Source organism: Vreelandella sp. L-25, from assembly GCF_056857535.1.
In genome coordinates this window covers 1-26254 of record NZ_JBSXNH010000092.1, presented here as the reverse complement: position 1 = coordinate 26254, position 26254 = coordinate 1, and the positions used below count along the sequence as shown (strand labels likewise).

Annotated in this window: 28 protein-coding genes, 1 rRNA gene and 1 pseudogene; 11 read left to right on the top strand and 19 right to left on the bottom strand. The window is 54.9% G+C overall.

Annotated features, from left to right (window positions below; genetic code table 11):
* Positions 1-69: 69 nt before the first annotated feature.
* Positions 70-516 carry a hypothetical protein gene (locus tag AC13CN_RS16885; RefSeq protein WP_044629760.1) on the top strand — a complete coding sequence of 149 codons (447 nt, stop codon included), beginning with the start codon at positions 70-72 and terminating at the stop codon, positions 514-516.
* A gap of 21 nt (positions 517-537) precedes the next feature.
* Here AC13CN_RS16885 and AC13CN_RS16880 read toward each other — a convergent pair whose 3' ends face one another.
* The 10 genes from AC13CN_RS16880 to AC13CN_RS16835 all read right to left on the bottom strand — a co-directional run bounded on the left by AC13CN_RS16880 (position 538) and on the right by AC13CN_RS16835 (position 9134).
* Positions 538-1326: a SanA/YdcF family protein gene (locus AC13CN_RS16880; protein ID WP_137094193.1), complete on the bottom strand. Its 789-nt coding sequence runs from the start codon at positions 1324-1326 to the stop codon at positions 538-540.
* An 18-nt stretch (positions 1327-1344) separates the two neighbouring features.
* Positions 1345-1914 (bottom strand): putative Fe-S cluster assembly protein SufT, encoded by a 570-nt coding sequence (sufT, locus tag AC13CN_RS16875; RefSeq protein WP_058578313.1) that lies wholly within the window; start codon positions 1912-1914, stop codon positions 1345-1347.
* 8 nt (positions 1915-1922) lie between these two features.
* Complete coding sequence (locus AC13CN_RS16870) at positions 1923-3188, bottom strand: cysteine desulfurase (RefSeq protein WP_137094191.1); 1266 nt, start codon at positions 3186-3188, stop codon at positions 1923-1925.
* Positions 3189-3202: 14 nt separating this feature from the next.
* Positions 3203-4543 (bottom strand): Fe-S cluster assembly protein SufD, encoded by a 1341-nt coding sequence (sufD, locus tag AC13CN_RS16865; protein WP_089675401.1) that lies wholly within the window; start codon positions 4541-4543, stop codon positions 3203-3205.
* Positions 4540-5289 (bottom strand): Fe-S cluster assembly ATPase SufC, encoded by a 750-nt coding sequence (gene sufC / locus AC13CN_RS16860; RefSeq protein ID WP_044629764.1) that lies wholly within the window; start codon positions 5287-5289, stop codon positions 4540-4542. Before sufC ends, sufD begins: the two co-directional genes overlap by 4 nt.
* A 70-nt stretch (positions 5290-5359) precedes the next feature.
* Positions 5360-6802 (bottom strand): Fe-S cluster assembly protein SufB, encoded by a 1443-nt coding sequence (gene sufB / locus AC13CN_RS16855; protein ID WP_253557051.1) that lies wholly within the window; start codon positions 6800-6802, stop codon positions 5360-5362.
* Positions 6803-6871: 69 nt separating this feature from the next.
* Positions 6872-7336, bottom strand: a complete 465-nt coding sequence (locus AC13CN_RS16850) for an SUF system Fe-S cluster assembly regulator (protein ID WP_044629766.1) — start codon at positions 7334-7336, stop codon at positions 6872-6874.
* Between the two features lie 261 nt (positions 7337-7597).
* Positions 7598-7939, bottom strand: a complete 342-nt coding sequence (locus AC13CN_RS16845) for a zinc ribbon domain-containing protein YjdM (protein ID WP_054641090.1) — start codon at positions 7937-7939, stop codon at positions 7598-7600.
* Positions 7940-8032: 93 nt separating this feature from the next.
* Complete coding sequence (locus AC13CN_RS16840; RefSeq protein WP_054641089.1) at positions 8033-8509, bottom strand: YbhB/YbcL family Raf kinase inhibitor-like protein; 477 nt, start codon at positions 8507-8509, stop codon at positions 8033-8035.
* Positions 8510-8561: 52 nt separating this feature from the next.
* Entirely contained in the window at positions 8562-9134 is a 573-nt protein-coding gene (locus AC13CN_RS16835; RefSeq protein WP_062362029.1) for a hypothetical protein, read from the bottom strand.
* Between the two features lie 159 nt (positions 9135-9293).
* Here AC13CN_RS16835 and AC13CN_RS16830 point away from each other — a divergent pair, with 159 nt between their 5' ends.
* On the top strand, positions 9294-9755 hold the full coding sequence (locus AC13CN_RS16830; protein ID WP_054641087.1) for a flavodoxin family protein: 462 nt from the start codon (positions 9294-9296) through the stop codon (positions 9753-9755).
* 62 nt (positions 9756-9817) lie between these two features.
* Here the strand turns inward: AC13CN_RS16830 and fadA are convergent, their stop codons facing one another.
* Together fadA and fadB are read right to left on the bottom strand one after the other, a co-directional pair.
* The gene (gene fadA / locus AC13CN_RS16825; RefSeq protein WP_062362025.1) at positions 9818-10996 is read right to left on the bottom strand and encodes an acetyl-CoA C-acyltransferase FadA; all 1179 of its coding nucleotides are present in this window, start codon (positions 10994-10996) and stop codon (positions 9818-9820) included.
* Positions 10997-11020: 24 nt separating this feature from the next.
* Complete coding sequence (gene fadB, locus AC13CN_RS16820) at positions 11021-13207, bottom strand: fatty acid oxidation complex subunit alpha FadB (RefSeq protein WP_062362021.1); 2187 nt, start codon at positions 13205-13207, stop codon at positions 11021-11023.
* A 258-nt stretch (positions 13208-13465) separates the two neighbouring features.
* Between fadB and AC13CN_RS16815 the strand changes: the two genes are divergently transcribed.
* Positions 13466-14623: a DUF5924 family protein gene (locus AC13CN_RS16815; protein ID WP_062362018.1), complete on the top strand. Its 1158-nt coding sequence runs from the start codon at positions 13466-13468 to the stop codon at positions 14621-14623.
* 72 nt (positions 14624-14695) lie between these two features.
* Positions 14696-15148: a transcriptional regulator SlyA gene (gene slyA / locus AC13CN_RS16810; RefSeq protein WP_054641086.1), complete on the top strand. Its 453-nt coding sequence runs from the start codon at positions 14696-14698 to the stop codon at positions 15146-15148.
* Between the two features lie 3 nt (positions 15149-15151).
* On the opposite strand, the gene AC13CN_RS16805 is transcribed toward slyA, so the two are convergent.
* Positions 15152-15694 carry a hypothetical protein gene (locus AC13CN_RS16805; protein WP_058577842.1) on the bottom strand — a complete coding sequence of 181 codons (543 nt, stop codon included), beginning with the start codon at positions 15692-15694 and terminating at the stop codon, positions 15152-15154.
* 146 nt (positions 15695-15840) lie between these two features.
* Between AC13CN_RS16805 and AC13CN_RS16800 the strand changes: the two genes are divergently transcribed.
* Complete coding sequence (locus AC13CN_RS16800) at positions 15841-16293, top strand: universal stress protein (protein WP_062362015.1); 453 nt, start codon at positions 15841-15843, stop codon at positions 16291-16293.
* Between the two features lie 53 nt (positions 16294-16346).
* Here the strand turns inward: AC13CN_RS16800 and AC13CN_RS16795 are convergent, their stop codons facing one another.
* Positions 16347-18266, bottom strand: a complete 1920-nt coding sequence (locus AC13CN_RS16795; RefSeq protein ID WP_062362010.1) for an ATP-binding cassette domain-containing protein — start codon at positions 18264-18266, stop codon at positions 16347-16349.
* 209 nt (positions 18267-18475) lie between these two features.
* Positions 18476-18595, bottom strand: a pseudogene (locus tag AC13CN_RS16790) (IS5/IS1182 family transposase); the annotation flags it as partial.
* 213 nt (positions 18596-18808) lie between these two features.
* Between AC13CN_RS16790 and AC13CN_RS16785 the strand changes: the two are divergent.
* Entirely contained in the window at positions 18809-19660 is an 852-nt protein-coding gene (locus AC13CN_RS16785; protein WP_233420306.1) for a TatD family hydrolase, read from the top strand.
* Between the two features lie 13 nt (positions 19661-19673).
* Positions 19674-20153, top strand: coding sequence for a hypothetical protein (locus AC13CN_RS16780; RefSeq protein ID WP_044629783.1), 480 nt, complete (start codon positions 19674-19676; stop codon positions 20151-20153).
* Here AC13CN_RS16780 and AC13CN_RS16775 read toward each other — a convergent pair.
* Complete coding sequence (locus AC13CN_RS16775; protein WP_058577833.1) at positions 20150-20731, bottom strand: elongation factor P hydroxylase; 582 nt, start codon at positions 20729-20731, stop codon at positions 20150-20152. The genes AC13CN_RS16780 and AC13CN_RS16775 overlap by 4 nt on opposite strands.
* A 136-nt stretch (positions 20732-20867) precedes the next feature.
* On the opposite strand from AC13CN_RS16775, the gene AC13CN_RS16770 reads away from it, so the two are divergent.
* On the top strand, positions 20868-22286 hold the full coding sequence (locus tag AC13CN_RS16770; RefSeq protein WP_054645066.1) for an MATE family efflux transporter: 1419 nt from the start codon (positions 20868-20870) through the stop codon (positions 22284-22286).
* 412 nt (positions 22287-22698) lie between these two features.
* The gene (locus AC13CN_RS16765; RefSeq protein WP_044629786.1) at positions 22699-23403 is read left to right on the top strand and encodes a hypothetical protein; all 705 of its coding nucleotides are present in this window, start codon (positions 22699-22701) and stop codon (positions 23401-23403) included.
* Positions 23404-23463: 60 nt separating this feature from the next.
* Here AC13CN_RS16765 and tusA read toward each other — a convergent pair whose 3' ends face one another.
* Positions 23464-23715 (bottom strand): sulfurtransferase TusA, encoded by a 252-nt coding sequence (gene tusA, locus AC13CN_RS16760; protein WP_044629787.1) that lies wholly within the window; start codon positions 23713-23715, stop codon positions 23464-23466.
* A gap of 28 nt (positions 23716-23743) precedes the next feature.
* On the opposite strand from tusA, the gene AC13CN_RS16755 reads away from it, so the two are divergent.
* Positions 23744-24031, top strand: coding sequence for an antibiotic biosynthesis monooxygenase family protein (locus AC13CN_RS16755; protein ID WP_044629788.1), 288 nt, complete (start codon positions 23744-23746; stop codon positions 24029-24031).
* 23 nt (positions 24032-24054) lie between these two features.
* Here the strand turns inward: AC13CN_RS16755 and rlmM are convergent, their stop codons facing one another.
* Positions 24055-25122 carry a 23S rRNA (cytidine(2498)-2'-O)-methyltransferase RlmM gene (gene rlmM, locus AC13CN_RS16750; protein ID WP_058577831.1) on the bottom strand — a complete coding sequence of 356 codons (1068 nt, stop codon included), beginning with the start codon at positions 25120-25122 and terminating at the stop codon, positions 24055-24057.
* Positions 25123-25373: 251 nt separating this feature from the next.
* On the opposite strand from rlmM, the gene rnk reads away from it, so the two are divergent.
* Positions 25374-25787, top strand: coding sequence for a nucleoside diphosphate kinase regulator (gene rnk / locus AC13CN_RS16745; protein ID WP_054641084.1), 414 nt, complete (start codon positions 25374-25376; stop codon positions 25785-25787).
* A 165-nt stretch (positions 25788-25952) separates the two neighbouring features.
* Here rnk and rrf read toward each other — a convergent pair.
* Positions 25953-26068, bottom strand: a 5S ribosomal RNA gene (rrf, locus tag AC13CN_RS16740).
* Between the last annotated feature and the right edge of the window lie 186 nt (positions 26069-26254).

Below are 26254 nucleotides of genomic sequence, written 5' to 3'. Positions count from 1 at the left end.
TCCCCGTTAGGGGTGGCAAATCAACGCCGTCCCCCCCACAATCTGCGTCACCGAAGGAGGTAGACGCTCATGTTTCTCGACAATCGCCAAGTGGCGATGGACAGCGTGCTGGAAGCGCTGGCCGATAGCATTGATTATTTCCAGGATAATATCGAACGCCTGCGCCCCTCGCTGCGCGATGCACTGAAGCCGCACTATACTGAGCGACTCAAGCAGATGCGTAAGCTGCAGGAACTTGCCCGCGCGCACTTAAAAATGCTGCCTCGGGATGCTGACGTTGAGCGTGATGACTTCTTATGGCTCTGGAGCCGTTTAAAGAGCTTCGTTGGCAACGATAGCCAAGTCTTGATCAATGAGCTGTTAGAACAAGAGCGTGTACTGATGCAGGCCCTCTCAACCTTGTTTACCCACCCCCTACCCGACCCGATCGAACCGGTAGTGGATGAGTGCATGCGGGGATGCCGTAAGCTGATTCGCGAGCTATACAACCTGCAAAAACGTAATACTCGCCGCTAACTTTGCGGCGTTAACTCGGCTTTAATGTTCAGGGACTGTATCAGCCTGCAGCGACTGCTGAAAAAATAGAGCGGCGTTGATATTGACGGTCGCCTCAGGCGTGTTTTCCCTACTTTCTTCTCTACTTTTATCGCCACCCTCCTGGCGATGAAGCTCGATAGGCTCTGCGGGGCCGAGAAAGTAGGGCTCCCTCTGCCATAAGTAGAGATCTCCCAGAGTAGCAATTCGCGCTACCCATTCACGCATTTTTAACCGCCACTCATCTGCCGCTGACTGCTCCTCAGCAATACAGCCCGTCACTTCCATCCCCAGCGCACGCCCGATAAAAATAGCCCGAGGCAAGTGCCAACTCTGGGTAACCAGCAGCGCCTCTTTAAGCTGAAACACATCCCGCGCCCGCACCATCGTGTCATAGGTGCTGAAGCCAGCGAAATCCATTGTCAGTTGCTCTGCAGACACCCCTCGGCGATACAGATCGCGCCACATGGCACGCGGCTCATTATAGGCTTGGGTGCGATTATCGCCAGAGATGAGCAGATGCTGAACACGCTGGTCAGCGATAAGGCGTGCAGACGTTCGCATGCGGGCATGAAAATGCGGGTTACGTAGCCCACTACGAGTCCAGTGGGAGGTGCCAAAGACAATCGCCACGTCTGTGGGTTGGCACTGCTCTAAATGACCGTCGATATAGCGTGCGGTACTTGCAAGCACCCATAAATTACCGGCTATAAATAGCAATGTCGCCAGTAGCAGCAAGGCTCCTAGCGACATTAGAAAACGCTTTATCCAACGTAATAACAGGCTGTGCATCCAGCTCCCCAGCAGGGGTTAGAACATGCCGAGCTCAAGCTTGGCTTCATCGCTCATCATGTCACGACTCCAGGGTGGGCTAAAGACAATTTCGGTATGCACCTTGCTGATCTGCGGCGCTCCCAGAATCTTGTTGCGCGCATCGGCAGCGATGACATCGCCCATGCCGCAGCCAGGCGCGGTCAGCGTCATACGGATAGTGACTATCCGCTCGCCACTAATCAAGCGCTCGATCCGACAGCCGTACACCAGCCCTAGATCAACAATATTCACCGGAATTTCCGGGTCAAAGCAGGTGCGCAGCTGATCCCAGACAAACTGCTCAATCTCTTCATCAGTAGCACTTTCTGGCAGTGTCGGACGTGGCAGCGACTCAAGCCCCAGCGCATCAAGGTTACGCCCTTCAATGAGATACAAGCGGCCTTCAAAACCAACACTCACCGAGCTACCTTTGGCTTGCATTACGCTGACAATACTGTCTTCCGCCAGCGTATCCGTTTTGCCGAACGGAATCGCGATAGCCTCTACATCCCGCTGGAGCGGGAGTTTTTGACCGCGCTCAAGACTCGCAATTTGCTCGATATCCATAGATGTCCTTAGCGTACCATTCCAATCACACGGTTGAGCGCTGCCACAAACGTGTCTACTTCATCAAGGGTATTGTACGCAGCAAACGATGCACGACAGGTCGCCTCAACGCCAAAGTGATGCAGCAGCGGCTGGGCGCAGTGGTGCCCGGTACGAATTGCTACACCCAGCTGGTCAATCAGCAGACCAATATCCTGCGAGTGCGCACCTTCAACAACGAAGGAGAGCACGCCCGCTTTATGCGGCGCAGTGCCTAATATCCGCAGGCCCTCAATGCCACTCACCGCCTGAGTTGCATGGTTGAGCAGCACGGCTTCCCACGCACCAATCGCCTCAACGCCAACGCCCTCCATCCACTCAAGCGCACGGCCAAGCGCAATCACTTCGGCAATGGCGGGAGTACCCGCTTCAAATTTATGCGGAATATCTGCAAAGGTGGTACCTGCATCAAAGGAAACGGTTTTGATCATTTCACCGCCACCCTGCCAAGGCGGCATGACCTCTAGCAACGCCTGCTTGCCATATAGCACGCCAACACCCGTTGGGCCGTACACTTTATGGCCTGAAAACGCATAGAAATCCGCATCGATAGATTGAACGTCCACCTGCTGATGCGGCGTCGCTTGGGCGCCATCCACCAAGATGAGCGCGCCATGCTGATGCGCCAGCGCTGCCATCTCTTTCACGGGGTTAATCGTACCCAGTGCGTTAGAGACGTGATTCACCGCCACCAGTTTCGTGCGCTCACTCAAGAGTTCACGATACGCCTGCATATCGAGCGCCCCGTGCGCGTCCACTGGGATGACCTTGATCGTGAAGCCGCGCTCCGCCGCCAGCAGTTGCCAGGGAACGATGTTGGAGTGGTGCTCCAACATCGAGATCAGCACTTCGTCCCCGGCACTTAGCTGGCTGCGGCCCCAGCTTTGGGCCACTAAATTGATCGCTTCAGTGGTGCCCCGCGTGAAGATGATTTGGCGGGCATCTTCGGCATTGAGAAACGCTTTAACACGATGACGCGAGGCTTCAAAGGCTGCCGTCGCTTCATCGGCGAGCGTATGCAAGCCGCGGTGAATATTGGCGTTGTAGCGCGAGTAGTAATCGCTAAACACGTCAATCACCTGCTGCGGCGTTTGGCTGGTGGCGGCATTATCCAAATACACCAGCGGCTTGCCGTGAACCTCACGATTCAAAATCGGGAAGTCGCGGCGTAGCGCTTCAACGTCATAGGCCGCAACGCTGCGCTCGGTAGGCTTCTCAATCACGCTATGGGGCATTGATGACTCCTTGATTAATCGTTGAGCGCAGCCGCCGCTTCAACCAGTCCGGCGAGATTGAAACGCTCAGGCAGTTTACCGGCTACCGCCAGCTCAACGCGCTCGGCAATAGCATCAAGCGCCACTTGCTCAAGTACTTCACCAGCGAAGGCGAGGGTTAACAGGCCACGTGCCGTGGCTTCGTCGATACCCCGGGTACGCAGTGCGTAGATCGCATCCTCGTCCAACTGACCGGTGGTGGTGCCGTGGGAGCACTTCACGTCGTCGGCGTAGATTTCGAGCTCGGGTTTTGCGTCGATTTGCGCGCGATCTGACAGCAGCAGGTTCTGGTTGCTCTGGAAGCCTTCAATCTTCTGACTATCGCGCTTCACGTACACTTTGCCATTGAAGACACCGTGAGCGCGATCATCCAGAATGCCTTTGTAGTTCTCGTTCGAGAACGTCAGTGGCGCGTTGTGGTTCACCTTAGTGTGGTTATCCACGTGCTGGCGACCCTGGCCAAAGAACAGGCCGTAGAAGTTCGTTTCAGCGCCCTGACCGTTCAAGTCACTGACCAGGTCGTTGCGCACCAGCGCGCCACCCAAATTCAGGTTGTACGAGGTGTAGCGGCTGTCGCGGTTCTGCTCGACGTGAATGCTCGCTACGTGCAGGTCACCAATGGGTGCTTCCTGGAGCTTGTAGTGGTTCAAAATTGCCCCACGGTCCAGCATTAGCTCTGCCACGACGTTGGTAAAGTTGGCGGCATCCGCCTCACCCACGTAGTGCTCAATGAGGGTAGCTTCGCTACGCCCAGCGGCTTCGACCAAAATGCGCGGATGGCTCATCACCGGCGTCCCCGCACGAGACAGGAACTGCAGCAAAATGGGCTTTTCGACGACGGTGCCCGGCGCGATGCGCACCACTGCGCCCTCTTCCATAAAGGCGGTATTTAAAGCGGCGAACGTGGAGAAATCGACCCCGGTTAAACGCCCCAGCGGGCCGCCCACGGCTTCATGGTTCTCGGCCAGTGCCTTAGAGAGCGGCATCACCTGAACGCTGTCGGGAAGCGCATCGAGGTCCGATAGCGCTGCCGAAAACACACCGTCCACGAACGTCAGCCGGTAAGCATCCAGGGGCAGCGTGAGGGCAGCCGCCTGGGCCTGAGAGAACTCGGCGTTCTCTGCCAAGGCAAAGTTGCCCTGGGCGATGGCGCGCACGTCGGTGTACTTCCACTCTTCGTCGCGGCGGGTCGGGAAGCCCATTGCTTCGAAGCGAGCCGCGCCCGCCTGGCGGCGAGCGGCGATCCAGGTAGGCTCTCCAGCGCGCTGCTGACTGCGCGCCGCTAGCGTGTCCAGAAAGGTTTGGGTATCGCTCATGCCACGGACTCCTCAATGCCTTCGTAACCGTTGGCCTCTAGCTCTTTGGCAAGCTCGGCATCGCCGGTTTTGACAATACGGCCATCGACCAGAACGTGAACTTTGTCCGGCACGATGTAGTCCAGCAGGCGCTGGTAGTGGGTGACCAACAGAATGGCGCGCTCTTCGGCACGCAGGCTGTTCACACCGTCCGCGACGACTTTCATGGCGTCGATATCGAGGCCAGAGTCGATTTCATCCAGCATGGCCAGCTTCGGCTGTAGTACCAACATCTGCAGGATTTCGTTACGCTTTTTCTCGCCGCCGGAGAAGCCTTCGTTCACTGCACGCTGCAGGAAGCTGGCATCCATTTTCATAAAGCCGAGCTTCTCTTTGACCAGCTTCATGAATTCCGGCGCGGGCATTTCGCCTTCACCACGCGCAGCGCGCTGAGCGTTAAGCGCAGACTTCAGCAGGTAAATGTTTTTTACCCCTGGGATTTCCACCGGATACTGGAAACCTAGCAGCAGGCCTGCTTGGGCGCGCTCTTCGATTTCCATTTCCAGCACGTCCTTGCCTTCAAACGTGATGCTGCCTTGGGTCACTTCGTAGCCATCTTTACCAGCAATAACCGCTGACAACGTGGACTTACCCGCGCCGTTGGGGCCCATGATGGCGTGCACTTCACCAGCATTAATGGTGAGCGTCAGGCCTTTCAGAATCTCTTTACCTTCGACGGTGACGTGTAAATCGTTAACTTGCAACATAGTGATCGCCTTTTAAATACTTGCGGGTCGCGAGTGCGACGCCCTAAAAATAAGTTGGGTGCCGAAGCGGTTAGCCCACCGCGCCTTCCAGAGTGACATTGAGCAGTGCTTCCGCTTCCACCGCGAACTCCATCGGCAACTCTTGGAAAACATCTTTACAGAAGCCATTCACAATCATGCTGACCGCATCTTCTTCTGAGATACCGCGGCTCTGGCAGTAGAAGAGCTGATCCTCACCGATTTTAGAGGTGGTGGCTTCGTGCTCAATGGTCGCGGTGCTGTTGCCAATTTCCTGATAGGGGAACGTATGGGCACCACACTTGTCGCCAATCAGCAGCGAATCGCACTGGGTAAAGTTACGCGCGCCCTTGGCACGCGGCCCAATTTTGACCAAGCCACGGTAAGACTGGTCGCTCTTACCCGCTGAAATACCTTTGGCAACGATATAGGAGCGTGTACCTTCACCAATGTGAATCATCTTGGTGCCGGTATCCGCCTGCTGGCGACCGTTCGTTACTGCAACAGAGTAGAACTCACCGATGCTGTCTTTACCGCGCAGCACGCAAGAGGGGTATTTCCAGGTAATTGCAGAGCCAGTTTCTACCTGCGTCCAGCTGATGCGCGAACGCTCACCACGGCAGTCTCCGCGCTTGGTCACGAAGTTATAGATGCCGCCCTTACCCTCTTCATCACCGGGATACCAGTTCTGAACGGTGGAGTACTTGATGTAGGCATCGTCCAATGCAACCAGTTCGACCACGGCAGCGTGCAACTGGTTTTCATCGCGCATGGGTGCGGTGCAGCCTTCCAGGTAGGAGACCTCGGCACGATCCTCGCAGATGATCAGCGTGCGCTCGAACTGGCCCGTATTGGCCGCGTTGATGCGGAAGTAAGTCGAGAGCTCCATCGGGCACTTTACGCCTTCCGGTACAAAGACGAACGAGCCATCAGTGAACACGGCGGAGTTTAGCGCAGCAAAATAGTTATCAGCCACGGGCACTACCGTACCCAGGTACTGCTTGATCAAATCCGGGTAGTCACGAATCGCTTCGGAAATGGAGCAGAAAATAACGCCCGCTTCCGCCAGCTCTTTTTTGAAGGTCGTCGCGACAGAGACGGAGTCGAAAACCGCATCGACGGCTACACCCGCCAGAGCTGCGCGCTCATGCAGAGGGATACCCAGTTTTTCGTAGGTTTCCAGCAGTTTAGGATCGACTTCATCCAAGCTCTGAGGGCGATCTTCAGGACGTTTGGGCGCACTGAAATAGGAGATCTCTTGGTAATCGATGGGCGGATAGTTCAGGTGTGCCCAGGACGGCTCTTCCATCTTTAACCACTGACGGTAAGCGTCCAGGCGCCACTCCAGCATCCACTCCGGCTCGCCTTTCTTCTTGGAGATGAAGGCGATGGTGTTTTCATCCAGGCCAGGTGGCAGTGTGTCGCTTTCAATATCGGTTACAAAGCCATCTTTGTACTCGCGACGAACCAACTGTTCCATTTCTTCGCTTGCCATGGTGATACCCTCCGGGCAGTTGGGTGGCGAGGTTAGCTCGCCGTGAATAGGGTTAAATTGCCTAACGGTTTAAGCCGATGCCGCCGATAGGCTAATACTTTGAATCGGTAACTGTACGGGTAGCTTGATGGGCGCGGTGTCCGCCAAGTGAGCAAGCGTAACGCTTTCAAGCAGCGTGCGAATAGCCAACGATACCCGCTGCCAGTTATCTGCTACGCCACAAGTGGCGACCAGTTCACAGCCGCCTTCCGCTTGGCTGCACTCTGTCATCGCGACGGGGCCTTCAATGGCACTGATAATATCAGCTGCCGTGATGTGCGACGCTGGCCGCGCTAGACGGTAACCGCCTTGGGCACCGCGCTGCGACTCCAAAAGCCCTGCTTTCACCAGCATCTTAAGGGTTTTGCTCACCGTGGGATGGGGCAATTGAACCGCTTCTGCTAAGTCAGCCGCCGCATGCGACGCCTGGGGATGACGGGCAATTTGTGCCATCACCACAGCGGCATAATCTGTCAGCCGAGAAAGCTTGAGCATAGTCACTCCCGTTTTCCATCACGTTAGGGCGAGCCGTTGGCTTACCCGTTAATTGAGTACCATTTTAGTACTGTATAAATTTGATGTGAAGCCCTTCTGCAAAATCCTTATCAAATAGCGCGACTTCTTAGCACGTTCGCGGCTGATAACATCAAAAAAGCCAATCATTATCATTTAGAGAAGCTATGACAGCTCGAAAAATAAAGCCCACGAGATTCATCGCAGGCTTGGAGAGGGAACTAGGATGATCTTAGCTCGATGCTAAGCTTTTTTGACAAAGATGGACTTCAGCTTCATGGGGCCAATCCCATCGACTTTGCAGTCGATATCATGGTCACCGTCTACTAAGCGAATATTCTTCACTTTGGTACCCACTTTCACAACGGAGGAGCTGCCTTTCACTTTGAGATCTTTAATTACAGTGACGGTGTCACCATCAGCCAGCATATTGCCGTTTGCGTCACGGATGCCTGAGCCCGCCTCCACTTCGCTTGATTCGCCGTCCTTAGACCATTCATTACCACACTCTGGGCAAACGTATTGAATGCCATCGTCATAGGTAAACTCAGAGGCGCAAGCAGGACAGTTGGGCATATCACTCATCAAAGGCTCCATCGCAGCAGACAATCACACAAACATTAGCAAGCGACGGAGCCTACACGGCTTCAGCGGAATGCTCCAGCCTGGGGAGGTAAATCAGGCGCGCTCGTAGGTGCCGACGAGACGGTTCATGCCTAACAAGTGAGGCTCAACGGCGCTCAATAGTTCAGGCAACGTAAGTCCTTCCGGCAGCATTGTTTGTTCATCCAGCGCCAGCACCCAGAAATAGTAAAGGTGGCTGCCGTGGCCTTCTGGGGGCATGGGCCCGCCGTAGCCAGGTTTACCAAAATCAGCCATACCCAACGTGCCTAGCGTGGTGTTTTCATCCAGCGAGGTGATATCCCCCGGCAGGTTGTAAAGCACCCAGTGCACAAACCCGTAGCTGCCCTCTTTCACCAGCGGGGCATCAGGGTCGTGGCAGATCACCGCAAACCCTTTGGTGCCTTCCGGAGCCCCTTGCCAAGCGAGCGCAGGGGAAACATCGTCGCCCTCACCCGTGTGCTTGGCAGGAATCGCTTGATGGTTACCAAAGGCCGTGCTGGTGACTTGCATGCTAGATAGTGCAAATGCCATAGAGCTCTCCTAATCAGCGAAATAAGGGGCAAGGGTCAATGTAGCGAATGTGTTAGCGCAACTCCAACTGTGTCGCATAGCGCTCCCACCACTGCTGAGCAATGCGCCGATTTTCCCCATTGGCGCTTGGGTCCAGTACCGTCGGCAGTTGAACGGCTTCGCCGCCGGTTTGGAAGGTCACGAGCGGGTCTTGTGTGGCTAACTGCAATGCGTAGAGCACCAGCATAAGTTCGTACTGGTCCTCGGTATTGAGGCGGGCAAACAGCAGCGGAACGGCAGGCATACCTATTTCGCCCAGACGCTCGGCTGCGATATACCAGGGTCTTGGGTTATCGGGCCCACCATACTGGCTGACAAAACGGCGGTCGGATAACCGGCTCACATAGTAAGCGGCGTCCTCTTCCGGGCTCGCCTGCAGCGGGGGTGCCCAATCTTCCGCCTGTGCCATTCTGACGGGTTGATAGTTCGATGCGGCTGCAGCAGGAACTATCTCTTCACTGCTCGCGGCAGGAGCTGAACGGCTGTCGTTACGGGCTGGGGCACTTGGTTGACCCGCACACCCTGCCAACAACAGCGTTAATGAACAAAGACTGGCGATCCCTATCATTTTGGCCTGCTGACGCATGACGCGATTCCCTTTTTGATCGTTCAACACGGAACACCCTATCCCATACGCGGTTTTAAAGCGTTTGATTGGTTTGCCCTAAGACCTCTAGGCTGTGTCATTAAGTGCTGTCAGTGTGGCACCTCTTGAACACACCGCCAATTGCCTGAAGACATCCTCATGAAACGCTTATTAATCGTCGCTCACTCCCCCTCCATCAATACCCGCGTCTTGAGCGAGGCCGTACAGCGAGGTGCAGAACATGAGGATATTGAGTCAGTGACGTGCATCGTCAAAACGCCTTTCGACGCAGGACCGACGGACATCCTCGATTGTGACGGTATCGTATTGGGCACTACCGAAAACCTAGGCACCATGAGCGGCGCGCTAAAGGACTTTTTCGACCGTAGCTACTACGGCGTACTAGAAGAGAAGCAGGGCCTGCCCTGCGCGCTTTATATTCGCGCGGGCCATGACGGCACGGGCACTCGTCGGGCAGTGGAAAGTATCGTTACGGGACTACGCTGGCGGTGGGTGCAGGACCCTCTGATTTTTCGCGGCGAGTGGCAAGAGGCGTTTATCAGCCAAGCCGAAGAGCTGGGCATGACCCTTGCTGCTGGGTTGGACAACGGATTGTTTTAACGTCTTGAAACAAAAAACGGCACCGCTCAGGGTGCCGTTTTCATTACGGGGAAGAGCGCGTATTACTTCAAACGCTCGAACACCGTGGCAACCCCTTGCCCCATGCCAATACACATGGTGGCTAGGCCCAGGGTGGTATCGCGCTGCTGCATGACGTTCAGCAGCGTCGTGCAAATGCGCGACCCGGAGCAGCCTAACGGGTGACCCAAGGCGATGGCACCGCCATGCAGGTTCACTTTTTCGTCCATGGCGTCCAGGAAGCCGAGGTCTTTCAACACCGGCAGCCCCTGCGCGGCAAATGCCTCGTTCAGCTCGACGGTTTGAATATCCGCTGCAGACAAGCCAGCCGCTTTCAAGGCTTTCTTGGACGCGGGTACCGGACCATACCCCATAATAGATGCATCGCAGCCTGCGACACCGGTTGAGAGCACTTTGGCAATCGGCTCCAGCCCCAGCGCCTGGGCACGCTCGTAGCTCATCACGGCCATGGCAGACGCACCCACCGACAGCGCCGAGGAGGTACCTGCAGTAACGGTACCGTTACGAGGGTCAAACACTGGCTTCAGGTTCGCCATGGACTCAAGACTGGCGTCGGCGCGGATGACTTCGTCGTTTTTCACCAGCACTTTAAAGCCACGCTGGTCGTGGCCTTCAATGCCGATGATCTCATTGTCGAAGTAGCCCTTCTCCATCGCCGCTTGTGCACGTTGATGCGAACGGACACCGAACTTGTCCTGATCTTCGCGGGAAATACCGTGCATTTTACCCAGCAGTTCCGCCGTGAGCCCCATCATCATGGCTGCTTTGGCAGCGTACTTGCTGGCGGCCGGGTTAACATCAACCCCGTGGGCCATGGGAACGTGCTCCATGTGCTCAACACCGCCGATCACGTAAAAATCACCCATGCCCGCCTTAATGTTTGCAGCAGCAATATGCAGTGCGGTCATCGAAGAGCCGCAGAGGCGGTTCACCGTTTGGGCAGGCACCGTACGAGGAATACCGGTCATGATCGCCGCGTTGCGAGCGATGTTCATGGACTGCTCTAGTGTCTGATTGACGCACCCCCAGATCACGTCGTCTACTTCCGACGGATCCAGATTAGGGTTTCGGGTAAACAGCGCCTGCATCACGGCAGCGGAGAGGTTTTCGGCACGCACGTTGCGGAAGGCGCCGTTTTTCGCTTTCGCCATGGCGGTACGAACACCGTCAACCACCACGATATCTCTCGGATTCAAACTCATCTTATTTCTCCTGTGGGTGGTGACTTAGGCCTGAGCGTTTGCAGTGGTGCCAGCGTAGAACTGCTCGTTATTCTGTGCCATAGCACGCAGCTTCTCGGTGGGTGCATAAAGCGGCCCCAGCTCTTGTGCTAAACGGTCGGCCAGCGCAACAAACTCGGCTACGCCCAGCGCGTCGATGTAGCGCAGCGCACCGCCACGGAAGGGAGGGAAGCCAATGCCGTAAATCAGCGCCATATCGGCTTCTGCGGGCGTATCGACAATGCCATCTTCCAAGCAACGCACAGTCTCAAGGCACAGCGGCACCATCATGCGAGCAATGATGTCCTCATCCGAAAACTCTTTTTGCTCTTTCACCACTTCTTTTACTAGTGCGTAAGCCTGCTCGTCGCTGACTTTCTTAGGCTTACCCTTCTTATCTTCTTCGTAGGCGTAGAAGCCTTTGTCGTTCTTCTGACCCAGGCGCTTGTTATCGTACATCACTTGAATAGCGGTTTTGCCTTCACGTGCCATACGATCCGGGAAGCCTTCGGCCATCACCTCGTTGGCGTGCACGGCGGTATCCATGCCGACGACATCCAGCAGGTACGCCGGGCCCATGGGCCAGCCAAACTTCTCCATGACTTTATCGACGCGCTGGAAGTCGGCACCCTGCTCGACCAGGAAGCTAAAGCCACCGAAGTAAGGGAAAAGCACACGGTTGACCAGGAACCCAGGGCAGTCATTCACCACGATGGGGGTTTTACCCATGGCCCGGGCATAAGCCACGGTTGCGGCAACGGCGGCGTCCGAGGTTTTCTCGCCACGAATGACTTCCACCAGCGGCATGCGGTGCACGGGGTTGAAGAAGTGCATGCCACAGAAGTTTTCCGGGCGCTTCAGGTTCTTAGCCAGACGGTTAATCGAAATGGTCGACGTGTTGGAAGTTAGAATCGTGTTCTCACTTACCTTGTCTTCTACTTCGGTCAACACGGCGTCTTTGACGTTGGGGTTCTCGACCACCGCTTCTACGACCAAATCGACATTACCGAAATCGCCGTAAGAGAGCGTTGGACGGATGTTAGAGAGTTTTTCGGCCATCTGCTCGGTGGTGAGCTTTTTACGCTCTACCTGTTTAGAGAACAGCTTGCGCGCCTCTTTCAGGCCTAGCTCGATGGCATCGTCCTTGATGTCTTTCATCAGGATCGGCGTACCCTTGCTGGCACTCTGGTAGGCGATACCCCCGCCCATGATGCCAGCACCCAACACGGCGGTTTGCTTGACTGGCTGCGCCTGCTTCTCGTACTTGCTGCCTTTCTTTTTAACGACTTGGTCGTTAATGAACAGACCTACCAAGTTGAAGGCAACGCTGCTCAGCGCGAGCTTGGCGAACGACTTGGCTTCAATGGCCTGCGCGCGGGCGCGGGTCTCACCGGCGCCCTTTTGAATCACTTTGATGGCTTCAACCGGGGCGGGATAGTGCGGGCCCGCTTTGCCAGCGACGTATCCTTTAGCGGTTTCGAACGCCATCATTTGTTCGATGGCGTTGAGTTTGAGCGGTGATTTTTTCTCTTCGCGACGAGCGTGATAATCCAATTCGCCTGCATTGGCGCGGTCGAGGATATCCAGTGCCGCCTCTTCCAACTGTTCGTGGGCAACAGCCGCATCCACAGCACCCACTTTAAGTGCTGCATCTGCGCGGTTTTCAGTGCCACCCGCAATCCACTCAACGGCGTTATCGGCACCTATCAGGCGCGGCAGGCGCACGCAGCCACCCCAACCCGGCAGAATGCCCAGCTTGGTTTCTGGCAGGCCAATTTTGGCCTTCTCGCTCATCACGCGGAAATCGGTGGTCAGCAGCACTTCGCAACCGCCGCCCAGCGCCAACCCGTTGATCGCCGTCACGGTGGGGAAAGGCAGGTCCTCAATCGCATTGAAGATGTCGTGAACCTTGAGGTTCATCTCCACCAGATACTCTTCGCCCTTGTCGAACAGGCTGTGAAATTCGGTGATGTCGGCGCCGACGATAAAGGCGTCTTTGCCACTGCGTATCATCAGCCCTTTCAAACCACTTTCGGCCTGAATCGCTTTTACCGCATTGCCCAGCTCTGCCATAACGGCGCTGGATAGCTTATTGACGGACTCATCTTTCAAATCGAAAGTGAGAATTGCGATGTCATTGCCACCCAGGGTGTCACGACGCTCCACCGTGATGGCATTGCCTTGATAGATCATGCGCGCTCTCTCCACAAGTTCGGGCTGGCACGCCGTTGACGAGCCTGCCACGCATTTCATACGGTCGTTTGATTGCCTTAGCTTGGTTGAGTTACGCCAGTACGTCAAGCCCTGACTTTTGGCTAATCCGCTTGCTTGATAGACACCTTTCTAAATGCACACATTTCTTACGCTTTTTAAGCGCATAATGGCGTATCACATCGACTTTACCCGCTATCCCAACGATCATATACGTTTCATTGACGAGTTTTTAACGCTATGGGGACACTCTTAACTCCCGCCCGCATGGAAGCACTGCAAGGGCGCGTCGAAAGGATCGTAGAGCGCCTAAAGCCCTGGAGTTGGCTCTGGCCGCCCATGGCGTTTGCAGCCGGATTAGGCAGCTTTTTCCTCGTTGATCGCCAACAGTGGCTGGGGGCTGTTCTAGCACTGGGGCTGCTGTTTGCTTGGCTACTGCTACTATCCGAAAGTTTGATTGGCCGCTGGCTGGCCCATCGCGGTCATCCGACGCTGCCGAAAGGCATTACCGCTTTTATCGCTCAAATGATTCACCAGGAGACGCTGTTTTTTACCTTGCCGTTTATTCTGGTGACCACCGTGTGGAACAGCGGCCAAGCGCTGTTCGCGCTGTTGGTGATTGGCATGGCCGTGTGGTCGATTATCGATCCGCTCTACTACAAGCTCGCTGGGCGCTGGCGCAGTCTCTATTTTATGTTTCATGCCCAGTGTGTGTTCTTGGTACTACTGGTCATTCTGCCCATCATGGTGCACCTCACCACGGGACAGAGCCTACTGCTAGCATTGGTATTAACTGTTTTAGTGGCTCTACCTAGCTTTTGGCATTTATTGAAAAAGCGCTCCCTCGCGCGCTGGCTAGGCTTTTTTGCACTAACCGTGGTGCTGGCTTATGGGGCATGGCTTGGTCGCGTGTGGGTACCGCCCGCTAGCCTCTGGATGACCAGCACAGCGCTATCCCCAGCGTTTGATATACAGCAGCGCACACCTCAAGGCACCATGGCATTGACGCCTGATGCTATCCGCAGTAATGGGCTGTATGTGTATACCGCCATTCGCGCCCCCCGGGGGTTAAGCGAAACTATCTACCATGCGTGGCATCATAACGGTGCAGAAATGGACACTGTGGAGCTTGCGATTAACGGCGGGCGCGAACAAGGCTACCGCGCATGGAGCCACAAGCAGAACTTCCCCGAAGACCCATCGGGGGAGTGGCGGGTCGATATTATGACGGACGGTGGCCAGCGGCTGGGCCTAATTCGGTTTACTGTATCGGCAGATGCTGACAAGGCAACCGTCGCCGATAGCACCATTCAGCCTAGCGGGCTGAGCGCGCTTAATTTACGTCGTTTTATCCCTGGAAAGAACGGCACTCAAAGCGACTCATCAGAGCCGGAGTAGCAGAACACCTTGCATTCAGCGACGCAGCTTATGACAATTCGTTCACTTACACTTTTCGGCAGTTAGTTACCTATGGCATCAACAATTGGTTTTCGTATTGCTCGTTTGCCCCATCTGTGGCGCTCGATCCTCGATCGCAGGCTGGCACCATTAGGGCTGACCCAAACCCGGTGGGTGACTCTGTACCATCTTTGGAAACTGGGGGAAGGCAATCCTCAGTGTGATTTGGCGCGCGCGATCGGTGTCGAGGCGCCGTCGCTGGTGCGTACTTTAGGACAGTTGGAGGCGCAAGGTCTGGTCGAGCGTCGCGCCTGCGATGACGATCGACGCAGCAAACGGCTCTACCTTACTCCAGCCGCCATACCGCTCCTGGAGCAGATCGATAGTGTGGTACTGGCTGCGCGTCAGGAGATGCTAGCAGGCTTGAGCGAACAGGACCTGGACCAGTTGGATAAGTGGCTTGCGCTGATCGAATCCAACGGTCTGGCGATTCAGACAAGGGATCAAGATAGCCCCACAGCCTAATCGTTAGACGTTTCTTTGTTCCACGCCATCTGGCGCTAGCGGTTTGGCAGGTGGGTGGTCTGAAAGGCCGCTCAACGCCTTCTTGAGAGGTTCGATATCCGCCAAATAGCGCGTAAACCGCTCGGCGGTTTGTGATTCCCACCACCATAGCGTCAGCGAATGGGCGTTAGATTCCAATACCAACGCATCCTGGGGCAGACGCTCTAACAGAGTTCGTAAGTGTGTGCTGGCCACATCGGGCAAGGGACGCAGCGGCGCAATGCGCCAGCGCCAACCCGCGTGAAAAGGCTCCAAAGCGTCACTAGCGTTGGAGTCACGTACCAGTACAAAATCAGGCCCAGGCGCCTGTTGCGGGTAGTGCCAGCGATACGCGGGCATCGTGCCTCTAAAATGATGTAGAGGTGGTTTGGCCATTTTGACCGCCACCCCCTGACGCGCTGCGCAGGAGCGCAGCGCCATCTGGCGCTTTTGGCGCGGGCTTGGTTTTAACCACATGACTGGCGCAATCACAAACATCAGAATAAAAACGATGATCAACCATTCCATTGCAACGCTTACCCTCTTTTCGTCAAACTCAACTCGCAATATTTAAAAACTATGACCTAGGTCGTTGTTAAGATTCATTTTCAGACCTAAAGTAAAGGTATCGAACAAGAGCCTTTCTGTGTGCCACATCACCAAGGAGATACGCCATGAGCTATCGCCATATCCTGGTCGCCGTCGACTTAACCAAAGACTCTCACAAAATCCTTGAGCGTGCGGTGGCGATTGCCGAGCGCAACAACGGCGCGAAAATTTCGATCATGCACACTCTGGAACCCTTGGGATTCGCCTACGGCGGCGATATTCCTATGGATCTTACCAGCATCCAGGACCAGCTAGATGAGCATGCCAAGAAGCGCTTAGCGGAGATCGCCGCGCCTCACGTCGAGGCTGCTGACCAGCATGTAGTGGTAGGTATGCCGGACACGGAGATTCACCGCTTTGCCGAAGAGCACGGCGTTGACCTCATCGTGGTCGGCTCCCATGGCCGTCACGGCTTTGCTTTGCTGCTTGGCTCCACCTCTACTGGCGTATTACGCGGCGCTCAGTGCGACGTTTTAGCCGTTCGTGTGGGCAAAAAAGGTGAAAAAAGCGACGAATAGCTTTTTTAACGGTAAAGGCCCCACCCGGGGCCTTTAGCATATAACAGCGCTAGCTATTCGCCATTGGCCATTGCTTCAAGCTCCATCCAACGCTCCATCGCCACTTCCAGCGCCTGCTGAACCTTCTCTAGCGCTTGCAGTTTAGCCGTCACAGCGGTGGCCTCCTGCTGATAAAACGCCGGGTCGCCAACCGCCTGTTCAAGCGACGCCACTTCGCTCTCTAAGCGTTCAATCTCGGCGGGCAAAGCATCCAGCTCACGCTGCAGCTTGTAGGAGAGCTTAACAGCTTTTTTGGCCGGTTCAGCCGCTGGGGCTGGCGCAGCTTTTTTAACGGCCTCGCTGGTGGGTTCTGTGTGCTGGCGTGCAGCACCTTCCCACGGTGCAGGGGGTAACTTACCGCCCTGGCGAATCCAGTCGGTATAGCCGCCCACGTATTCACGCACGCGCCCTTCACCTTCGAAGGCCAGCATGCTGGTCACCACGTTATCCATGAAGGTTCGGTCGTGGGAAACCAGAAGCAGCGTGCCATCAAAATCTAACAGCAGCTCTTCAAGCAGCTCCAACGTTTCCATGTCTAGGTCGTTGGTGGGCTCATCCAGCACCAGTACGTTAGCAGGCTGAGTAAACAGCTTGGCTAACAGCAGGCGATTGGACTCGCCCCCGGATAGCGCTTTCACTGGCTGACGCACGCGATCTGGGGTGAACAAGAAATCCTGCAGATAGCTCATCACATGGCGGTCTTTACCGCCCACGCTGACGCGATCACTCCCCTGGGCTACGTTGTCATAAACCGTTTTTTCCAGCTCTAGCCCGGCGCGCAGCTGGTCGAAGTAAGCAACCTTTAGGTTCGTGCCTAGCTGCACGCTGCCTTCGGTGGGCGCCAACTCTCCGAGCAGGATTTTTAGCAGCGTGGTTTTTCCGGCACCGTTGCGCCCCAGGAAACCGATCCTGTCGCCACGCATCACCTCCAAATTAACGTTGCGTAGTATGATATCGTCGCCAAAACGCTGGGTAACGCCTTTCAGCTCTACCACGCGCTTACCGGTCCGCTCTCCGCTATCCACGGTTAGGTTGGCTGTTCCCTGCCGCTCGCGGCGTTGACTACGCTCATTACGCATGGCCTCTAGCGCGCGGACCCGGCCTTCATTACGGGTGCGGCGCGCTTTAATACCTTGGCGTATCCAAGCTTCTTCTTGGGCGAGTTTTTTATCGAACTCGGCGTTCTCACGGGCTTCCACTTCCAGCTCATGCTGTTTGCGCGCCTGGTATTCAGCGTAGTTTCCGGGGTAGCGCCCGAGTTTGCCGCGATCCAGCTCAAGGATGTTAGTAGCGAGTTTCGACAAAAACGCCCGATCGTGGGTAATGAGCAATACGGCGCCATTAAAGGCAAGTAGCTGTTCTTCCAACCACGCAATGGTATCAAGATCCAGGTGGTTGGTGGGCTCATCAAGAAGTAACAGGTCAGGCTCTGACACTAGCGCGCGGGCCAGCGCTACACGACGACGCCAGCCACCGGACAGCGCGCTCATCTCGGCTTCTGGCGGCAGACCCAACCGGGTTAACACCACGTCGATACGCTGATGAAACGACCAGCCGTCAATGGCTTCAAGACGCGTTTGCAGCGTCGCCATGCGGTTCATATCCGGGTCTGGGTCGTTGATGAGGTGCTGATATTCAGACAGCAGCTCGCCCGCTTCGGGCAGGCCTTGAGCCACCATATCAAAAATCGTCATGCCCGAGGATTCAGGCAATTCCTGGGCCAGCACGCCAATTTTCAAGCCCGGCGCACGCCAGATGGAGCCGTCGTCGGCCTGAATATCGCCCGCCACCAGCTTTAGTAGCGTGGATTTACCGGTGCCATTGCGCCCGACCAGCGCCAGCCGCTCGCCTCTTTCAACCGTTAGGTCGGCGCGGTTAAGCAGTACTTGGGTGCCGTAAGCGAGTTGCAGCTGTTCGAGTCGTAACAGGGTCACGCAGTGTCCTCCTTCGTCGTGAGGCGCACAGTGTAACGCATGCATCCAAATTACGATGCACCCTTGTAGAGCCAAGCGAGACAACGTGCTAACGTCATAGAAGGATCACGACTATAAAGCGGTGTTTAAGGAACCGCTGATCAATTCGTCTCTAAGCGGCTGAAACGCTCATAATGGCACTTTCACTGCATCAGCGGTCGCTTTCTGACCAGCGCGTCGATGAGCCGTTGCCAAGGCACCAGCACCTCCATCTGGGCCAGGAACCGCTCGCGGCGGGTCACCTTTTTCTTGTTCTGGTGTTCTGCCTGGGCGAAAGAGATCTGATTCATCGGGTGGCTCGGTCAGGTGGTGGCAAGGCGAATAGATTTTACCCCGCCGACGGCCGCCAGACAGCTGTGGCGGGATGTGTGCAGCCTTTCCCTAACAAGCCAGTTTTTTTGCAATTCGTGCCATTCGTACTGTGTGTGAACGGTAGGAGCATTAGTGGTTGTGGGCCGCCAGCGTTACAATAGCGTTAATGACACATGGCGGAGGAATACAGTTTGGCAAGCACTGAGGCCGATACGTTTTTACCCGAAGCACTGCAATTTCGCCCTTCGACGCCTTTAGTGGATATTGGCGCGAATTTGACCCACGAAAGTTTTCAGCGCGACCTGGGTGACGTGCTGGCGCGGGCCAAGGCAGCCAATGTCACGACGCTTATCGTGACCGGCACCGATGTCGCCCATGCTAAGCAGGCCGTGCAGATGGCGCAGCAGTACGCGGGGATCTACGCAACGGCGGGCGTTCATCCCCATGATGCCAGTGGGTGGAACGACACGGTCGCCCAAGAAATGCGGCAGCTTTACCGTATGCCGAAGGTCGTGGCGGTTGGCGAGTGCGGGTTAGATTTTAATCGCAACTTTTCAACCCCAGAGCAGCAGGAGCGTGCGTTCGAGGCGCAGTTGGCTCTGTCAGCAGAAAGCGGCCTGCCGCTGTTTTTGCATGAGCGGGATGCTGGCAAGCGAATGCAAGACATACTGCGCAGTTGGCGAAATGATATTAGCCAAGCGGTTATACACTGCTTTACGGCAGACCAAGAGACGCTGCATGGCTATCTTGATTTAGATCTGCACATTGGTTTGACAGGCTGGATATGCGATGAGCGCAGAGGCCATCACCTGCGCGACATGGTGCGCGATATACCGCTAGACCGCCTGATGGTGGAAACCGACTGCCCTTACCTACTGCCCCGCAATTTGCCTGCTAAATTGAAGGGACGCCGCCACGAACCAGCGCTACTGCCCTGGATTGTTAAAGAAATAGCCCGCTGGCATGACGTGAGTGATACCGAGCTTGGCGTGGCGACCACTCGCACCGCCCAGCGTTTTTTCCGAATTGAAGCGGACGCTTAAAAGGAGCAACTGCGTGGCTGACTATCCTGGATTTATTGCCATTGAAATAGGCGAAGATAATGGCTTGCCGCTCTCTATTGCGTGGTCGTTACCCGACGGACGAATCAAACAAACGCTGATCCAGCCGGACGACAGCTGGATCACCGAAGATAGCAATGTGATGGGCGCTTACAGCATTGAGGAGTTAGAGAGCCTAGGCGTCAGCCCTCTAGATGTGATTCGTGAATTAGAGAACGACCACTTCTCTGCCACGCTATACACCAGCGATAACGGCGAAGATGAGGCCGCGCTGGCGCGTTTGTTTGACACCTACGGCCTGGACCCTTTTGTAGAGCTGGCACCCGCAGGGGTACTTTACGATCAGATCAGCTCTAGTGAATGGCACCGCCTACGTAGCGAGATGTTTAACGACTTGGGCTTAGAGCCAATGCGTCCAGAGCACGAAGTTAAGGTGATGCTCACGTTGCACCAACAGCTTAATGAAAAAGATTAAGCGCTAACTTCAGTGGCTGCTAGCAGCGCTCTGCCTGCGGCTATTGCCTGTTCCAACGTATCGCCCTGCTGATAGTAGCGCGCCAAGGCTAAGTAAAACGCATTGGCGCGTTGCGGCAACCCTTCTGCTAAATAGCGCTGCGCCCGGGCAGCGACTCTCTGCGCAAAGGCATCTCGATCTACCTCTACTTCGCCCCCTAGGTTATCCACGCTCACGTGGAAGGTACGCCCGCAGGCCTGGGTGAATAGCTGTTCCAGCGCCTGAGGAGCAATTTCAGCATTTTCGAATGCTTGCTGCTCTTGGGCGTTACGGCCATCGGGCAAGTACCAATAGCCATAATCTTCTAACAGTCGCCTTTCTTTACCCGCAATACACCAATGGCTGATTTCATGTAGCGCACTGGCAAAGTAACCACGCGCAAAAATGACCTGATGATAAGGCGTTTGATCGGTGGCTGGTCGATACAGCGGCTCATCGCCTCCTTTTATCAAACGCGTCTGGTAATGCGCCGCAAAGACGCCATCAAACAGCGCCATAATATCGCCCAGGGTCCAACGCTCTTGCTCTTCAATCACCATATTGCCACTTTTCCCATGCATTTCGCGCAGTATACCCGCTGTGGCTTAGCCAGCTAAAGAGGAGACAGCAAAGCGCAGCGACTCCTGCTACTCTATCGGCCTTTCTTAGGTCTCTTGGCTAAAGGGGAGCCATACCTTGGGCGGCTTTACTAGCGATATCAAATCCATCTATTGGCCAGAAACTCGCACACTTGTTGCGCTGGCCTTGCCTATTTGCGGCGCTCAGCTAGCCCAGGCGGGCATGAGCGTTGTCGATGTCATGATGACAGGTAGACACAACGCAACGGACTTAGCCGCCGTATCAGTGGGCTCAAGCTTATGGATGCCGCTGATGCTGTTTATGACCGGCACGCTGATGGGGCTAACGCCGATCGTGGCGCACTTATTAGGCGGCCAGCGCAATAACGATATACGCCCAGCCGTACATCAAGCCCTTTGGGTGGCGTTGGCATTAGGCATCACTGCCGCTGGTTTATTATGGGTCGCCGTTACACCTATTTTTGAACTGATGAACGTTCCTCCTGGTGTTGCACAGGAGTCGGCGGCTTATCTAAGCGCCGTTGCTTTTGGAATGCCTGGGATCGCGCTTTTTCAAGCGTTACGCGCCTTTTCAGATGGCATGAATCATACTCGCCCTGCTCTCTGGATCAGCCTTGTGGGCCTTGCCGTTAACATCCCCTTTAACTATTTGCTCATTTACGGTGGTGATGGCCTAGTCAACCTATTGGGTACTGGCATCCCTAATAGCTTGCAACAGCTACCGGCGCTGGGGGCTTTTGGCTGCGGTATTGCCACCGCTATTTCGATGTGGACAATGGCCATCGCGATGGCGCTTTATACAAGGCGCGGAAACACCTACCGCAGCGTTTCACTTTGGGAGCAGCTTACGCCGCCACAATGGGCGGGCATTCGTGAACTTGTGGTGGTGGGTGTGCCTATCGGCGTCGCGATTTTTGTTGAAGTCACTCTATTTACTCTGATCGCGCTTTTTATAGCCAGCTTTGGAGAAGTTACTGTAGGTGCGCACCAAATCGCCCTCAGTTACACCACCATTCTGTTTATGCTGCCCATGTCGTTAAGCATGGCGTTGACCGTTCGAGTAGGTAATACGCTGGGCCAGCGACGCTTAGCCATGGCACGTAAAGTTGCCTGGAATGGCATTACGATTAGCGTCATTGTTGCGGCGATCAATAGCACGCTATTGTGGTTTACGGCCCCAACAGTGATTTCGCTATACACATCAAATACTGAGATTCAGGCATTAGCATTAACTATTATCGCGCTAGCGGTTATTTTTCAGCTGTCGGATTCTCTGCAGGTAAATTTAGCAGGGGCCTTACGAGGCTACAAAGACACGCGCATTGTCATGGTCATTACCGTGCTCTCTTATTGGATTGTGGGCTTAGGGGGCGGCCACTGGTTAGGAACCTATGGCTTGGGAGGTGTGTCTGAACCAATGGGTGTACACGGTTACTGGATTGGGCTGATTGCTGGTCTCAGCACAGCCGCTATATTGCTGGCTTGGCGATTAAAAACGATCAGCCAACAGGAGTAATCCATGCCCCCCAAGCAACGTTACGGCAAGTGGCTAGCCGCTTCGGCGAGCCTATTTCTGGTGGGATGTGGTGATCACAGCGCCGATCAAGCCTGGCGCAGCAGTCTGAACAGTGGCTGACCCACGTCAATCAATTAATTGACGTTCACCCTATTTCCTCCCCTGAGGCTATTACGGCCTATCAAACTTCGTGGCTCTCTATGAGTGAGTAACCCTGAGGCACCTTGACTACAATTTCAGAATGCTTTGGAGGAGCGCCAGCAACTAAAAGCGGCATTTTCTGCCTGTGATGTCGATTAAAAATCATGTTTACGCTTAACCTCGCGCTCAAGCTGTGCTATTGGTGAAGGTAGCGGCAGGCGGTGTTCACTGTCTGCCAATGTCGTGACCACGCAGTACAAGGAGGGACACCATGGGCGCACCCCTGTCAACTCGCTCTGCCCAGGTCATCGACCTGGAAACCGTGCGTCAGCGTCAGCAGGCGCGAAAGTGTTTAGTTCGTTTAGCACCAGAGCTAGATGGCTTAGAGATGGTCTACCAGCTCGCTGCGAGTCCCGACACCTACTACGGCCTGCCCATTCTTGCCTGGGGGCTTAGGGAAGATGGCAACGTTGTGGGGCTTGTTCCTTGGATGGAGTCGCTGGCGGCCTGCCATGAGCTGGATAGCCATGAAAGTGGTTTCTTCGTCGGCTACCGAGACCCTGAAACCGACGAAATTTTCGAGCTTCCCCCTGACCATAAGTATGATGAGCTAAACGCCGCTGCCAGCTATTTTGAGTATGAGGCTTCTAGCGAAATTACGCTGATTCAACAGCTTCCTGATACTTTGGGCACACATGCACTCTGCATGAACCACCCTAATGCGCCATGGCACATGAAGCCTGTGTACGGATGGCGGCTGTATAGTGATGGCAGCATAGAAGCGATGGTGGCAGACGAGCAAAAAGCCACCATGACCCCCATTTTACTGGGCGACAAGTGCTTGTACGACGCGCATTCTCGGCATCAAACCGTCTATTTCTTCCAACGCCATATTGCTAATCGCATTCTGGAAGAGGATCCAGCCACGCTTGAGGCACTCGCCATGATGGTAGTGCCGAGTAGTGATCATGCTTAGCGATAATAGGCAAGGCGCTACACCCTTAGTCGTTGAGCGCCTTGCTTTGGCTCCACAAGATCACGCTAAGCGGATAAAGTAGACGTACTGATCGTCTGCGATATTTTTATCTATCAGCTCGTGCCCTAAAAATTGACAAAATTTTGGCACATCGCGCGTAGTCGCAGGGTCGGTTGCCACGACCTTCAATACTTGGCCTGCTGTCATATCACGGACTTTATTATGCATCAGCATAATAGGCTCAGGGCAATACAGCCCGGTGGTATCTAGTTCAGCGTCAAACGCGTTGTGGTCATCGGTATTATCAGTCATCGACTCTCTCGGTTAGGAAACAGACACTATGATAAAAATCATCATTGAACGGCGCATTATGCCCGGTTTAGAGGACGAATATGAACAAGCAGCGCGCGAAGCAATGCGTGTGTCACTGGGCGTTAGAGGCTTCGTTGGTGGTGAAACCTTGGTTGAGCTTGGCCACACAGACCGCCGTTTAATGATTACCAAATGGCGCGACTTGCGCGCTTGGAAAGAGTGGCACGCCAGTGAAGAGCGCGCCATGGCAATGCAGCGTATTTTACCGCTACTTACCGAAGACGAAACCATCCGCATTTATGAGCCAGGCTACTAGCCCAGCGGCGGATACCTGCCAGGTTAGTGAGCCAGCCTAACGTATACCGTCACCTCTTCCCGATCATGGTAGAGGTGGCGACAACGAATAGTGGCCCCTACGCCCGCTGTCGCTAACGCTTCTTCTAGCGTTGTCAAACAGCGAGTTACTTCATCCCAGCGCTTTTTCATCGGCAGCTTGAGGTTAAAAATGGCCTCCCGGCACCACTTGCGCGTCAGCCAGCGCTCAACCATGGCCAAGACCCGTACTGGCTTGTCGACGATGTCACACACCAGCCAGTCCAAACGCTGGGGCGGCTCCCAGGTAAAGCCATCTTCACGTAGGTGATCGATCTGCCCGGTGGCCATGAGCTGTTTGTCCATTGGGCCGTTATCGATGGCATAGACATACATACCACGCTGCACAAGCTGCCATGTCCAGCCACCTGGCGCTGCGCCTAAATCAGCCGCCTGCATATGCGTAGCTAGGCGCTCGTCCCACTCTCCTCGGGGGATAAACTCGTGCCAGGCTTCTTCGAGCTTCAACGTTGAACGGCTAGGTGCTCTGGATGGAAAACGCAGGCGACGAATTCCGTTAATTAACTCACTGCGGTTATCGGGAAAGCTCATGCCTAGCTGCACACGATCACCGTCTGTCCAAAAAATATGCAAGCGGCGAGCCCCCGCCTTACCCCGTAATGCACCACGCTTTTTCAACATACTCTGAAGAGGTTTTGTCAGCGCTTTAATTAATCCGGCTAGCGCTTTGCCATCATTAGTATCCGGCGTTTCGTGCCAAATTTCTTCAAAGCTCCAGCGGCTTGCTTTGACCTGATCTAAAATCGCCGTAAGCCGATCATCCCGAGACAGGGTCAACGCGGGCAGCGCTGCTAAACTTTGCCTCGCAAATATGAGCCGTTTAAAGGCTGCCTGACGGTGTAAATCATTTATCGCCTCGCCATCATGGCGCGTTAAACTTACCCAGCCTTCACCTTGCATCGGCTCACAGGGAACCCCCTGTTGCTTCGCATGGTGCTGCATCTCTGCCAACGCATCGTGTTCAAAACCTGGCCGGCAGTAAACAAGCCATGACGTGGGTACCGTGTCACTCACCTTTCACCTCTAACATAATCTGCAACCCATAAACGCGATATAACAGCTTGCTCGCGTAGCGGCCTGCATCATAGCACTTTATGCGCACCTCACTCTAAGCGCGTCGTCTTTTCGTTCGAAGTGTCGTACACTACTAGCTTGATATCTCGACAGTCCTTTCTTTATGGAGAGGGCTTTTTTTATGTCATTCAATACCATTTGTATAACGACGCAACCAGCCTTTTGCTACTGCGTTTGCCAAGGAGAGCATCATGGGGCAGCGACCTCCCCTTATAATCAATCGACTTGATGCAGACCGCTTGCAGCGCCTGATTGATGCAGCGACTGAAAAGGATCAAATGGTGGCCGAGCTGTTACAAGATGAGCTTAGTCACGGGGAAATAGTCAATCCCGAAGAGATTCCTGATAACGTTGTGAGCATGAATAGCCAAATTCAGTTTACCGATCTCACCCGTAATCAGCAGATGGTACGTACACTGGTTTACCCGCACTCTCTCGGTAACACCGAAGATGCCATCTCCATTATGGCCCCCATCGGTGCTAGTCTTTTAGGTGTGAAGGTAGGCGATACTATCGATTGGCCACTGCCTAACCAACAGGCAACCCGTTTACGGGTAGACGCCATTCTATGGCAGCCTGAACGCGAGAAACAGTACCACCGCTAATCGTTTAGTAACCTATTTAGCCGCCCCTAACGGGCGGCTTTTTATTGCCGATCCCCCCGGACGGAGCATGCCCACAGCAAAAAGCCCCGAACATACTGTGTTCGGGGATTTTCTTCGGCGCAACAAAAAACCCAGCCGTTTGGCTGGGTTTTTTGCGGTATAAGTGCCTGACGATGACCTACTCTCGCATGGGGAGACCCCACACTACCATCGGCGCTAAGCGGTTTCACTGCTGAGTTCGGCATGGGATCAAGTGGTTCACGCTCGCTATGGTCGTCAGGCGTAACGGGTAATGCATATCATGCTGGGCGTCATTGACGTGTTTTGTGATCGTCTCTTGTCAGCAAGCGCCTTGGCTTGCTGCTGCGTATCCGGTTTTCGTTATCACTGCGACCAGACCCCTTGGGTGTTATAGGGTCAAGCCTCACGGGCCATTAGTACACGTTAGCTCAACGCCTTGCAGCGCT

Coding starts and splice junctions, on each gene's coding strand:
- AC13CN_RS16885 (WP_044629760.1), top strand. CDS start 70: ATGTTTCTCGACAATCGCCAAGTGGCGATGGACAGCGTGCTGGAAGCG.
- AC13CN_RS16880 (WP_137094193.1), bottom strand. CDS start 1,326: ATGCACAGCCTGTTATTACGTTGGATAAAGCGTTTTCTAATGTCGCTA.
- sufT (WP_058578313.1), bottom strand. CDS start 1,914: ATGGATATCGAGCAAATTGCGAGTCTTGAGCGCGGTCAAAAACTCCCG.
- AC13CN_RS16870 (WP_137094191.1), bottom strand. CDS start 3,188: ATGCCCCATAGCGTGATTGAGAAGCCTACCGAGCGCAGCGTTGCGGCC.
- sufD (WP_089675401.1), bottom strand. CDS start 4,543: ATGAGCGATACCCAAACCTTTCTGGACACGCTAGCGGCGCGCAGTCAG.
- sufC (WP_044629764.1), bottom strand. CDS start 5,289: ATGTTGCAAGTTAACGATTTACACGTCACCGTCGAAGGTAAAGAGATT.
- sufB (WP_253557051.1), bottom strand. CDS start 6,802: ATGGCAAGCGAAGAAATGGAACAGTTGGTTCGTCGCGAGTACAAAGAT.
- AC13CN_RS16850 (WP_044629766.1), bottom strand. CDS start 7,336: ATGCTCAAGCTTTCTCGGCTGACAGATTATGCCGCTGTGGTGATGGCA.
- AC13CN_RS16845 (WP_054641090.1), bottom strand. CDS start 7,939: ATGAGTGATATGCCCAACTGTCCTGCTTGCGCCTCTGAGTTTACCTAT.
- AC13CN_RS16840 (WP_054641089.1), bottom strand. CDS start 8,509: ATGGCATTTGCACTATCTAGCATGCAAGTCACCAGCACGGCCTTTGGT.
- AC13CN_RS16835 (WP_062362029.1), bottom strand. CDS start 9,134: ATGCGTCAGCAGGCCAAAATGATAGGGATCGCCAGTCTTTGTTCATTA.
- AC13CN_RS16830 (WP_054641087.1), top strand. CDS start 9,294: ATGAAACGCTTATTAATCGTCGCTCACTCCCCCTCCATCAATACCCGC.
- fadA (WP_062362025.1), bottom strand. CDS start 10,996: ATGAGTTTGAATCCGAGAGATATCGTGGTGGTTGACGGTGTTCGTACC.
- fadB (WP_062362021.1), bottom strand. CDS start 13,207: ATGATCTATCAAGGCAATGCCATCACGGTGGAGCGTCGTGACACCCTG.
- AC13CN_RS16815 (WP_062362018.1), top strand. CDS start 13,466: ATGGGGACACTCTTAACTCCCGCCCGCATGGAAGCACTGCAAGGGCGC.
- slyA (WP_054641086.1), top strand. CDS start 14,696: ATGGCATCAACAATTGGTTTTCGTATTGCTCGTTTGCCCCATCTGTGG.
- AC13CN_RS16805 (WP_058577842.1), bottom strand. CDS start 15,694: ATGGAATGGTTGATCATCGTTTTTATTCTGATGTTTGTGATTGCGCCA.
- AC13CN_RS16800 (WP_062362015.1), top strand. CDS start 15,841: ATGAGCTATCGCCATATCCTGGTCGCCGTCGACTTAACCAAAGACTCT.
- AC13CN_RS16775 (WP_058577833.1), bottom strand. CDS start 20,731: ATGGTGATTGAAGAGCAAGAGCGTTGGACCCTGGGCGATATTATGGCG.
- AC13CN_RS16765 (WP_044629786.1), top strand. CDS start 22,699: ATGGGCGCACCCCTGTCAACTCGCTCTGCCCAGGTCATCGACCTGGAA.
- tusA (WP_044629787.1), bottom strand. CDS start 23,715: ATGACTGATAATACCGATGACCACAACGCGTTTGACGCTGAACTAGAT.
- AC13CN_RS16755 (WP_044629788.1), top strand. CDS start 23,744: ATGATAAAAATCATCATTGAACGGCGCATTATGCCCGGTTTAGAGGAC.
- rnk (WP_054641084.1), top strand. CDS start 25,374: ATGGGGCAGCGACCTCCCCTTATAATCAATCGACTTGATGCAGACCGC.